We start from the raw sequence: 12,351 nt of genomic DNA, 5'->3' as shown, positions 1-12,351 counted from the left end.
TTGGGTTAATAACCGGAATAATGCCTCGTTGATAATTAAGGGAAAAAACGGAGGTCGACCAGAAAATTGTCGTGCGGGCTCAAAAGTAAATGCGTAACATCAGTCCTATGGGGTATATAGACTGATTGAATGGAGGATTATGCACTTATAGCATTGATCAATAGTCAGTTAATATATTTTTCGGGAGATAAAAAAACGAGGATGTATCGTTTTCTCCGATATATCCTCGTTTCTGTTGCCATTTTAAATGGTTGTTATTTAGAATTGTGGCAATACGATGGTAGGTGGTGTACCGGTGGCTGGCCGCTCAAACAAATCGCCATATTGCGCATTAGCTGGTTTAAAGCCGCTGTTCCAGAGATAGAACCAACCATTTTCTGCACCGCCGCCATAATCGAGCCTGTCTTTCGCCTTGGCGGTGGCGTCGTTACTGAATTTGGCCTTTGTCAGTTCAATCCATTCGCCAGTATTGGTTTTGATCCAGTGGTTACCGAAGTAGCCTTTACGTCCGAGATGCCCATTTTCAAAGGAGAAGTTTTCCAGGAAAGAGTAAAGGTGCCCCATGTATTTACCGTCTTTAGGCGCTCTAAAGCTGGCGATGAGCTTCCACTCTTTATGTTCTGGTACGTAGAAGTAAGCGGTATAGGTAGTGATATTTCCGGTGGGCGCGCTGTGCATCAGGAAACGGTAGGTTTCACCTGCTTTCCAGTTATATACCCAATGACTATGACCTCCGGTGCCTTCGCCGCCAAATCCGCTGGCATCTACACTATCCCCTTTTGCCAGCATCACTACCTGATCTTCATACTTTACTTTGCTCCGTTCTTCTGGCTCTCCACCCGCATCCCATACGGAGAAAATGATTCTTCTTTCGGTAGGAGAATTCACCTGCATTCCAAAGTAACCCCGGTGAAAACCGCAGGACATGAAATAAGTACCGAGTTTATCTTCTCCTTCCGGCACTTTAATTTCTCCATAAAACCATTCTACATTTTTACCTTCCGGAACAGGATAGTTTAAATGTACAGAAGCCGCACGGCGCCAGGGCTTAGCGTTGAACTGGATGTCTTTAGTGGCGGCACCAGTCAATGAAACAGCCTTCACGTCTGCATATACAGATCCGGATTTCTCTACTCCTTTTAAGGAAACGCAGTAGAAGCCGGGCTGCTTAATATTGGTTTGTAAAATAGGAATATTTACAAAATCACTATTGTTAGGAATGCTAATTGTTTTTTCAATACCATTTACAGATACGCTTACTTTACTTGCAGCATCTGCTTTTGCAAGGAGTGCGACTTTCAGAGGACCGGTAGTAGCGGCATGAAAATAGAAATTAACGGTGTTACTATTGCCCGTCCAGTGAATAACGCCTTTGTTATGGTTGATGTCTACCCCTTCTTCTACCGGATCGGCGTAGGCGGCAAAGCCGGGAAGTTCTACTGCGGGGGCTTGTGCGAAAGTGTGATCAGCAGCCAGGCACAACGCCAGCAATGCTGAGAGAAGTGTTTTCTTGTTCATTGTTCTGTATTTGTATGTTAACAAATAAAAGCGCATCTGTTTCCAAATGCAATTCCGTCCGTAAAAAATTACAAACGAATGAGAATACCGGTTTCTACCTAAGCAACGGTATGGGCATAATGAAACACTGCGTTTAACGCACTTCTCTTTGGTAAAGGCCAGGTGGCGGCAACAAGTGCCTGGAAATCGTTTTTGAGGATCAGGAAAAACAGCAGAAAGTTCAACATCTGCCGAAGGCTAAAAATAATAACACACCTTAAAGCGGGCGGGAGTATACTTGTTCGTTTATTTCCTCTTTTTCTTCTTTTGTTTGTACTTCACTTCCACATTGGCAACGCCAGTATTTACCATACCCAGTTTAGCGGCAGCTTTGTGAGACAAATCAATAATGCGTCCTGGTACAAATGGGCCACGGTCGTTGATGCGCACTTTCACACTTTTTCCATTGGAAATATTGACTACGGTAACGCGTGTACCAAAAGGCAATGTTTTGTGCGCAGCGGAGAGCTGGCGTTGGTGAAAGGTTTCGCCACTGGCAGTACGTTTGCCATCAAAGGAATCGGCATAATAAGAGGCTTTTCCTGTTTCGGTGATTTTCCGACTACAGGAAGAGGTGACGGCAAGTATCAATATAGCAAATACCAATACAGTATTACGATGCAACGGGGCAGGGATAGGTTTCATTGGTAGCAATTTAGATAGATATAAAAATAATCAATTTTCCGGGGCTTTTAGCTGCCGGAAACAGGTAAATGAGCAACGGTATGTTTTAACATGGCCGGTACCAACAGCTTATGAAACGGTTTAACAAAGAAGAAGTAGATTTTGCCCCAAAGATTATTGTAATGAACCACCGTGGTGCAGATTAACTGTTGTTGCGTGGATTGCTGCTGTAAATAAAGCGATACACGGAAGTCGAGGTGCTTATCATTTTCTCCCAGAATTACTTCCTGTTCATTTTTCTCCAATATTTTGAAAATGCCGAGCTGATCACCGCAATTGAATGTAGTGGGAGGATTTCGGGGTAATTTCTGACTGGTTTTCAGTCCAAAAATACGGACTATCCGATCTCTCCATTTCATCATTTGTGAAACAAAGCGTGGCGCGGTAGTAACAAAGGCAATACCTGTTTGCTGGATGGTAACGGGATGTGCAGTAACAATGTTGGCTGCAAAAGTATCCTGGTAGTGAATAGTTGCTGATTGTTTGTTCAGCAAGGAGTTGGCAGGCAGGGTGGGTTTTAAAACGGTCATGCGGCGATGGTTTACTATCACAAAATTAAGCGTATTGCCGATGCTTTCCATGGCCTGTTTATTGAGCAGGGGAAGATGAACAATGTGGGCAGGCAACTGTTTTATCATTCATCTTTATTAACACAAAAAATATGGCAAAACTTGTAGCGGATCAATTAGTGGAGATGCTGGCGGATGCTGGCATTCAACGTATTTACGCAGTTACCGGCGATAGTTTAAATCATATTAATGATGCCGTGCGTCGTGATGGCCGTATTCAGTGGGTACATGTCAGACACGAGGAAGTGGGCGCTTATGCAGCGGGTGCAGAGGCCCAGCTGAATGGGCTGGCCTGTTGCGCGGGCAGTAGTGGTCCCGGACATGTACACCTGATCAATGGGTTGTATGATGCGCACCGGTCGGGGGCTTCCGTGTTAGCAATTGCTTCTACGTGTGCTACCAATGAAATTGGCAGCGACTATTTTCAGGAAACCAACACCATTAAATTGTTTGCAGATTGCAGCTGTTATAACCAGATTGCTAATACCGTTGAACAAGCGCCACGTATGATGCRGGCTGCCTTACAACATGCGGTACATAAGCACGGAGTAGCGGTGTTGGGTTTACCGGGAGATATAGCTGCTGCTGACGCCAAAGATATTCCTACTGCCACGAGGTTATATCATCCACATCCGGTTATTTGTCCCTCTCCTGCTGAATTAAAAGAATTAGCAGCCTTACTGGATGGTGCAGAGAAAATAGCTATTTATTGCGGATTAGGTGCGGTGCCAGCGCATGATGAGGTGGTTGCTTTGTCGCAGCAGTTAAAGGCGCCGGTAGCCTATTCTTTCCGKGCTAAAATGGGTATCCAGTATGATAATCCCAATGAGGTAGGGATGACGGGCCTCCTGGGGCTGGCATCCGCTTATAAAAGTATGCATGAAGCGGATGTGTTATTGTTGTTAGGCACCGATTTTCCGTATACACCGTTTATGCCATCGAAAGCTAAAATTGTGCAGATAGATATTCAGCCGGAGCGGCTGGGACGACGGGCAGCACTGGAACTAGGCCTGTGTGGAGATATCAGGGATACGTTGAAAGCGCTGTTGCCACTACTTAAAGCTCATGCTGATACAACTTTCCTGGAGGAAATGACGGCCTTTTACCAGGAAGTAAAAAAGAAAATGCAGACCTATGTGGAAGATCGCGGAAAGGAAGACGCTATCAGTCCGGAGTATGTGGCGTCTACGTTGAACAAGCTGGCCGCAGATGACGCCATCTTTACCGTGGATACCGGTATGACCAATGTTTGGACAGCGCGCTACCTGGAAGGTACCGGAAAGCGAACGTTATTGGGATCTTTCAATCACGGCTCTATGGCCAATGCGATGCCACAGGCCATTGGCGCTGCTTTTGCGCAACCAGGCCGGGAAGTATTTGCACTCTGTGGAGATGGTGGTTTAACCATGTTGCTGGGAGATTTGATGACGATTAAACAATACCAGCTTCCGATAAAAGTGATTGTATTTAATAACCGCGCGTTAGGGATGGTGAAACTGGAAATGGAAGTGGCCGGAATCCCCGACTGGCAAACGAATATGGTTAATCCGGATTTTGCTGCTGTGGCCGTAGCGATGGGCTTTACAGCGTTCACCGTTCATAAGCCGGAAGAAGTAGAAACAGTATTATCACAAGCCGTTAAAACCGGAGGATCAGTATTGGTAAATGTGTTTACCAACCCGGATTCACTGGCGATGCCTCCTAAAGTAGAGTTTGCACAAATGAAAGGCTTTGCACTCTGGATGGGGAAACTGATTTTGGGCGGAAGATATGAAGACGTATTCGATGCTGTAAAGTCGAACTACAAGCACTTGAAAGACGTGCTGTAAGATCGTTTATAGGGAGACTACACCGAGGTTGTCATCTCCCTATAAATAAACTTATTGTTAAAAGGGATAGCCGATAGCAATGTTGAGAATTAAGTTCTTTTTACGCCATTCGGGATCTCCGAAATTAATTTGATTCAACACCCATCGCTCATTTTCCGGTAGAGAAGGAATGCGGAATGGTATCGCCAGATCAAGACGTACTACTACAATCGAGGCATCAATACGTACGCCTACCCCACCACCAACAGCGATTTCTCTGTAGAAGGAGTTAAATTGAAATTTGCTGCCTGGTTTATCCGGCACATCTTTTTGTAGCCAGATATTACCAGCATCAATAAACGCCGCTACATTGAATACGCTGGCAACGTGCACCCGCAGTTCTGTATTAAGTTCCAGCTTGATGTCGCCGGCTTCATTGGCAAACAATGCAGCACTATCTGCTGCTTTGCTGCGAAAGGTGCCGGGGCCTAACGTGCGTGCCCGGAAAGCCCGGATACTGCTGCTGCCTCCAGTGAAAAACTGTTTCACAAACGGAAGTGTTTGAGAGTTGCCATAGGGTAAACCGTAGCCTATTAGTAAGCGGTTCACCCATTGCTTTCCTTTGCCAATATTCCAGTAATGGCGACCTTCCAGCGTAAACCGTTCATATTGGGCAAAGGAATTACCCAGTATGGTGCGCTGGCCGGTATCGTTTTTAGGGACAAACAGCCCTGCCAGGTTGCCGGAGATATCCACATTGCCACTCAGGTAAAAGTTATGTATCTGGTTAGGACGTTGATTATTGTAAGTGATGGTATAGTTGCTACCCAGGATAAATTGCTTTTCAATAGCAGACCGTTGACTAGGATCGTGGATCAGTATACTGTCGTAGGCACCGGTTGTTTTAGACGGCAATACATACGTTACAGCAATAGGTGCAAAAATATGACTGAGGTATTGTGAGCGCTGCCATAGGTATTGTAATTGCAGCGTGTATGCGTTTAAGTTATATAAGTCAGCGCGGCTGTATAATTCATAAGTGGCGCTTATACGTGTTTTAGGTACATATGGTGTACGGATATTAAAGCCTCTGATAGGTGTAAGAAACCGGGGGAAAGTAACGGCTACTTCTGCACCGAGTGAATATGAATTAGATCCGCCGGCACTTTTATTGCCTGTTTGCCATTCCATACCGCCGCGCAGGCCGATTTCCAGCAATGCAGCAGAGTGGAGCCAGTTCCTGTTTTTGGCAGTTAGCCGGACTTCAGATCCAATGAATCCATTAGATTTGGAAGTGCCACGAAGCTCTGCCTGCAACGACCGGCGTTTATAGGGAGTCAGGTAAAACTTTGCATCAAGCCATCCGCTGTCAAGAGAAATACGGTTGTTGACCATGGCCCGGTAGTTGCTGGCCAATGAAGTATCACGTGAATAGGTAGCATCCCTTTTAAATCCAACACCGGAGGTATCACGTTTGCCGCCGACTCCTCTTCTATTGTCCGGCTGATTGGGATTGCCACCCACGATATTGTGGATAGAAGTATCTCTTATAGGAGTGAATTGTCCTTTGACGAATTTGAAAACACCGAGGTTGATTAACCGTTGAAGGGTAATATTATGAGAGCTCAAACGGTATAAACTATCCGGACGCAGGAACACGGATCGGTTAAATGCAGTTGGTTTAAAGCGTTTAGCGGAATCAACAATGTTAATACCTCTATACTGCACAGGCGTACCTAAGGTAGAGGTGGAATCATTATCCAGGGAATAATCCGGGAACAGCGTAATATCGTGCATGCGATAAGGACGTAATGCAGCCAGTGGCGTATTATCCTTGATTTTAACAAGTAAAGCAACTTGTCCCATATTGGTACTATCTGCCTGTATCAGTAAATAATCCGGCGTGAAGTAATAATATCCCTGTTCTTTTAACATGGCGTGTATGCGTTCCCGTTCTGCTTTGATAGAATCCAGCGAATAAGGAGCGCCAACAATCAAAGAGCTCTCCGGTTTAGTGGCTTTAACAGATTTACCAATAGCGCTGGTATCTGTTATATAGGTAACGCTTTTGATCGTATACCGGTGATTGGGTGTAGCGGTGTATTGGATGGAGGCTTTTTTCTTACCGGAGTACTTCACCTCGGATGCCATATCGGCCTGGAAATAGCCATTATCAATGAGGTAGCCATCCAGGATTTTTGCCGTGTAATCTGGTTTTGCCTGACTCAGTAATACAGGCGGCTCGCCCCATTTTTTCCTGAGTAAATAATTTAATCCTTTTCCTTTAGGCTCGTTGCCCAGATTGTATAGCCATAGTTTAATGGGCATACCGAGGAATTTCCTGTTCCTGTTGGGACGAATCTTTTTTTCCAATCCATCCATCAGCGTGCTGTAATCGCGGGGCCTTTTTCCGGACACTGTATCTTTTATCCATTTTACTTCACTACCAGTATATAGCCGGTCCCCTTCGGGCACCGTGCGTGTGGTGCTACAGGAGCTGATGACCAGGTATCCCAGGCAGAGCAGTGTACAGCAGAAGGTAATATGGCTATTTCCTATTCGCATCAGGCGTTGTCGTATTTTTATCGTTGTTTTTTTTCTTATCGCTTATTTTTTTCTTTTGAGATGGCGTTTTTGCACGTTGCAAAATTTCCCGGAATTCATCATAGTCCATTACCAATGCAAAGGCCACTCCTGTTTCTATTACTTGTCCGTCAATAACGGTGGTGTTATCATTGTTTTGATATACCCTGATCCGGTAACGGCCATCACGGGTAAGTTTATATTCCACGGAGATATCACCAATCAGGGAGCTGGCATTTTGCTGGTTGCCTTGCAGCATAATGTTTGAACCAACGGAAACGGTTAAACGATCATTGAATAATTGCTTGGAGGCGCCTACTTTCAGATTGGTAGTTTCCTGCGCATTACCACTGGAATAATCCTCCTGGTTTTGCAGGTCAAAATTGAGATCCACCCCTTTAATCAGATTACCTGCCAGGTTGTTAAGTTGTTGGGAGAGTATTTTACTCACACTATTTTTAGCTGCTTGTCCTACTCCTCCACCGGTGCCACCATCGAGCGTACTCATGGGGTCTTCCGGAATGAAACTATTGAGCACCAGCAGTCCCATTACCTGTTTATTMAGTTCAGATGGTGTCTGGTTAATTTGTTTAAGTTTATTATAAGGGGTACCATCTAACATGTTTCTTTCTTTTTCGGGCAGGTCGAGACGGAAGCTGATGTCGGGCTTCATCAGGTTACCTTTGATCATCAGGTATACTTCAAACGGCATACGTTGTTTATACGTATTTCGTTTTTCTGGCGTCATCCTTTGCATCTGATCGGAAACCAGGTCATATGCAGGCGCATTTACGGTGTATTTGGCGGTAATATCCAGATCGGCCTTGGTAGCGTCGCCGCTAAAGGAGATAAAACTTCCTTTTTGTATGTCAAAAGAGCGTTTGATGAGTTGATTGAGCGACATCTCATACTTACCCTCCGATATTTCATAGCGGCCGGTCAGGCTTAGTTTACTGCTGGGGTCCAATGTGGCATTGATACTGGCGGTACCTTTTGCCTGTACATAGTCGCCATTCTGCGCGTCGATAATGATTTTGATGATAGACGCCGGTGTGATATCGAGGTTACCGGAAAGGTACATGCCTTTCAACCGGGTAGTCTGGTATTTGAGGCTGTCTTGTTTTGCCAGTAACGCCGAGTCGATGGGATTAGACAGGTCCACGAATTCTACGATTCCTTCCCTGCTGGCCAGGCTGGGTTCATCCTGTGGCAAGGTCATAGTGACACTGGATTTATCGCGCAGTTTTACGGTTGCGTCAATCCTTGGAAGGTCCAGCGAGCCACGGATTTTCACTTTGCTATCTATATAGGCCGGACCATAAATCCATTGATCGGGGTTTTGTTGTCTGCCAAGGGCCATGAAGTTATCAGCAGTAACATCCAGGTTGAAGCTGTAACGGGTATAGTTTTTTGTATTGATACGGCCATTCACTACCAGCTCATTATTGGCGCTGTCGGCCACAACGAGATTGTTGAGCAGAATACCTTTTTCGTCAATTACGATATCTTCATCTGGCAGGTGGAAGGTACTACCAATCATGGTGACCATGCCGGAAGCATTATCGAAATGCAGGCTGCCGGCAATTTTGGGAGAAGCCGTGGTACCGGAAATATTAAACTGTCCATCGGCGCTACCAGACATGTGTGTTACACTCCCCATGGTAAAAGGTTCCAGCGCGGCCATGCTCAGCTTATTGATATTGAGCTGGGCATTGATGGTGCTATCGTAGGTACCTTCTACTTTAATATCATTGTTGTTGCCATTTAATCCGGCTACCAGTTTATATTGGCCTGGGCCATTGTTTTCCACATTAGCATCCAGTGTACCCATGTGAGTATTTTTAACGGTCAGGCTATCTACTTTTAGCGTAGCATGTATAAGGGGAGATTTATCCCAGTTGCGTACTGCTGCATCTGCATTCAGTGTACCGTTGGCGAGTAAGGTATCTGTGGCCAGTAGCCCTGTAATGGTAGACAGCTGGAAATTTTTAATACTCGCCAATAAGGCTGGTACGGCGCCGGTGTCTTGCTGTGTGGCTATCTGAATGGATTGTTCCCCATACGACAGTTTGATGTTAGCGGTATCCGGTGCACCATGTTTTATACGCAGTATATTATCATCGGCTACAGTCCAGAGCTGTTTGTTGAGCAGGAGGCCTGGCTTCAATGATAGCTGCATGGCGTTATCTTTCAGGAAGGTGAAAATACCGCCCAGCTTATATTTAGCTTTTCTGTTAACATCATCCAGCTGGAGATTAAAGTCTACTACGCCGGTATTAGCGGTAGCCCTCAGGAACGTATGTTGCAGCGGAAACGTAGGATGCATCATGTGGGCCAGCGAGATGTTGGTTTGCATGGAGGTATCCAGGATACGTGCAAAAAAGCGGAGGCTATCTACCTGGATGGAATCGTAAGTTACTTTAGGTAGATTGGCATGCAGTACCAGCAAGCTACTATCGCTGTTTAAGCGACCATCCACTACCAGGGGAACCTGCATGTGCAAGGTGGGTAATAGGGCCTGCAGGCTTTTGGGCCATATCAGGGAAGCATTCCAGGCGAGTAATTGTCCGCCGGGAATTTTTATGATGTTAGTAGAATCTGGTGGCAATAATGGCTTGTTGATTACCCCAGTAAATGCGCCAGCTACCTTTCTATAATCTATATGTCCATATGCATTGATTAAACCAAGCGGGCTTTTCAGGGTGATGTATTGTTGATCATCGTATTTGGCCACTAGCGCAATGCTATCCAGTGGAAAAACCTGCCCATTGGTGCTAATTTGCCAGTTGGTTAAAAAGGCGTTTCCTTCAATGCGCTGAGGTTCAATACTATTGAAGTCGGCGATTACCTTCCCTTGAATAGTTAATGGTTCGGTGTACCAGTGTGTAGCGTACAGATCTGCTTTAGTCAGGTCCATATCTACTTTAAGTCCTTGTATGGTGGTGTCTATCAGCTGACCGCTGACGTTAAAGGTGGTGGTAATATTGCTGTCGGCGCTTTCCCCTTGCGCTTCAAAATCGCCTTTATTGAGGCCTGCATTTACGCTGACATCATGATAGGTGTATGCGTTATAAGTAGCTTCGCTTAACTGGATAGTTGCCTTGGCTGCCATTTGTTTCAGCGTATAGCCCTGACCGGTAGCGCTCAGTTTCCCTGACATCCAGCCATAGGTGGTATCGTATAACATGATACCGGGATTGGCACGGAAGTAGGGAACGCTGATGGTATAGCTACTGCGAATACTGTCGGTTATATTTATGAGGTGCGCATTAACAGACGCGTTGGCGTAATCGCTTTTAAGTTGTAACTGTGTAACCAGGTCTTTCATTCCTCCCTTGAACATCCCGGTGATGAGCATATTTTCCGGCAAGCGGGGGGTATCTGGCAGGGTGCCTGCTGGCAGCCAGGAACGCAGGGCCTTGTTACCAGACTGGATATAAAGATTGGGTAAATTGGCACTGAGCAGATCAGGGTTGGTGGCATGTTGTACCTGGCCATTGTCTGTTTTAATGAGATTTCCCTGGTGATCGTTGACGTATAATTGTTTGATGTTTAAATCGCCCAGGGTTCCTTTTAGTATAGCCGCCAACGTTAGTTCCTTATTCCATAGCGGAGCAAATGATTTATTTTTCCGTGCATCTAGTACAAATGGGAGCCATTCTCCCAGCGCCACATGGACGGAGTCGAGATTAGCGTCGAGGCCTAGTTGGTCTAACTTATCGGCAATACCTGACCAGGATGGAACGGTAACCGTGATTTGTTTGCGGAGAATGCTTTTGTTGGTTTGTAACAGGAAGTTGCGCAATGCCAGGGTATGTGGTGTAAACAGTACATCCATATTGGCTTTACGGATAGCAAACCCTGATTTATCCTGCGCGGTGAGTGATTTTATGGCCACCGTAATGCTGTCGGGCTTATACCGGATATCATTTATTTTTCCGGAGAAGCGGGTCAGCATGAGGTGATTATAATCCGGATCAGGCCCCGCGGCTTTGGGTGCTGGTCCGCCGTTATCGTATTTAACAGCCAGTTTATCGAGGTTGACTTGTGTAGCAAAAACCTGCCAGGTATTCGGAGTGGTGTCCTGGGGAGCAGTGGGAACAGTATCTTTTCCTGGTACCATCATCACCAGGCCGGTAGTGCTTCCAATGGTGAGGTCGCCCACTTGTATATGAGTAGAGTCCTGATCGATGCTGCTGTTGCGGAGCAGCAGGCTGCCGATGTTCCAGGCGGTGGAAATACCGCTACCCTCATCGGAGTAAACGAAGCTGCTATTACTGATTTGCAGTTTTTTCAGCAGCAGGTGCAGGGAAGCGCTATTGGTATCCTGGGCCGGTGGCGGCGGTGGGGCCGCTGATGTTATTGCTGGGCCTACATAGTTTTGGCGGAAGAAACCTTTGAGGCCATCCAGTGAAATACCTCTGAAGGCATAGATGCCGTCGTCTATGAGCAGATCGTCCGGATCTACGTGCAGGCTATCCCAGGTTACTACGGCATTCATGCCTCCGGGGGCGTCTGCATAGCTTAGTTTTACTTTGCGGAGTGTAATATCTTTCAGTCGGAACTGCATGGTGGTCCCTGTTTCCGGGGCCAGTGTATCTGGTTTTTTGGAGGGGCTTACAAAAGCGTCGATGGCAAACTGAAAATTGAAAGCGGAGTCGCCGGGGTGTTTGTATACATTGATCAATACAGTATCCCAGTCGAGCTTATCTATTCTGAGTTCATTGTTAATAAGTGACAGGAGGTTGTAATGTACTGTCAGTGTGCCGCTATAAAGGAGTGCCTGGTTGGCGGTATCGCCCACGTATACGTTGCGGAGTTCGAGGTATTGCCAGCCTCTTGCCCGCAGATAGCCAATTTGTACTTTGGTGTGTAATTTTTTACGCAGGTAAACTTCCCCCTGTTCTCTTAAATAATTCTGAACACCATCGAGTTGTAGCAATAGCACTGCCATTACGGGCAAAAGAAGCACCGCAACAATTATCCATAAAAGCCATCGCCACCAGGGGCGGCCGCGTTTTTCTCCGGTTTCTGCTGGTTCTGTCACTATGATGTATTACAAAATCAATTACTGAATATAAACGTAAAAGCACGCTTATAGTTTACTTCACCGGCAGGATAGTTTTACCGGGGCACATGCCTTCGGGGAA

The 12,351-nt window shown here is 46.0% G+C and carries 7 protein-coding genes; 1 reads left to right on the top strand and 6 read right to left on the bottom strand.

The window, feature by feature from the left end:
• Positions 1 to 258: 258 nt before the first annotated feature.
• The 4 genes from AC1DFM_RS15760 to AC1DFM_RS15745 form a co-directional block, all read right to left on the bottom strand.
• The gene (locus AC1DFM_RS15760; protein ID WP_477077688.1) at positions 259 to 1,518 is read right to left on the bottom strand and encodes a DUF3472 domain-containing protein; all 1,260 of its coding nucleotides are present in this window, start codon (positions 1,516 to 1,518) and stop codon (positions 259 to 261) included.
• Between the two features lie 98 nt (positions 1,519 to 1,616).
• Positions 1,617 to 1,745, bottom strand: coding sequence for a hypothetical protein (locus AC1DFM_RS15755; RefSeq protein WP_477077687.1), 129 nt, complete (start codon positions 1,743 to 1,745; stop codon positions 1,617 to 1,619).
• Positions 1,746 to 1,803: 58 nt separating this feature from the next.
• On the bottom strand, positions 1,804 to 2,202 hold the full coding sequence (locus tag AC1DFM_RS15750; protein WP_477077686.1) for a septal ring lytic transglycosylase RlpA family protein: 399 nt from the start codon (positions 2,200 to 2,202) through the stop codon (positions 1,804 to 1,806).
• Between the two features lie 47 nt (positions 2,203 to 2,249).
• Complete coding sequence (locus AC1DFM_RS15745) at positions 2,250 to 2,879, bottom strand: DUF2867 domain-containing protein (protein ID WP_477077685.1); 630 nt, start codon at positions 2,877 to 2,879, stop codon at positions 2,250 to 2,252.
• 23 nt (positions 2,880 to 2,902) lie between these two features.
• Between AC1DFM_RS15745 and AC1DFM_RS15740 the strand changes: the two genes are divergently transcribed.
• Positions 2,903 to 4,639: a thiamine pyrophosphate-dependent enzyme gene (locus AC1DFM_RS15740; RefSeq protein ID WP_477077684.1), complete on the top strand. Its 1,737-nt coding sequence runs from the start codon at positions 2,903 to 2,905 to the stop codon at positions 4,637 to 4,639.
• Between the two features lie 57 nt (positions 4,640 to 4,696).
• Here the strand turns inward: AC1DFM_RS15740 and tamL are convergent, their stop codons facing one another.
• Together tamL and AC1DFM_RS15730 are read right to left on the bottom strand one after the other, a co-directional pair.
• Complete coding sequence (gene tamL, locus AC1DFM_RS15735) at positions 4,697 to 7,183, bottom strand: translocation and assembly module lipoprotein TamL (protein WP_477077683.1); 2,487 nt, start codon at positions 7,181 to 7,183, stop codon at positions 4,697 to 4,699.
• The gene (locus tag AC1DFM_RS15730; protein WP_477077682.1) at positions 7,167 to 12,248 is read right to left on the bottom strand and encodes a translocation/assembly module TamB domain-containing protein; all 5,082 of its coding nucleotides are present in this window, start codon (positions 12,246 to 12,248) and stop codon (positions 7,167 to 7,169) included. Before AC1DFM_RS15730 ends, tamL begins: the two co-directional genes overlap by 17 nt.
• Positions 12,249 to 12,351: the final 103 nt, after the last annotated feature.

Source organism: Chitinophaga sp. 05T412 (genome assembly GCF_056396465.1).
This window is presented reverse-complemented; position numbering and strand designations above follow the sequence as displayed.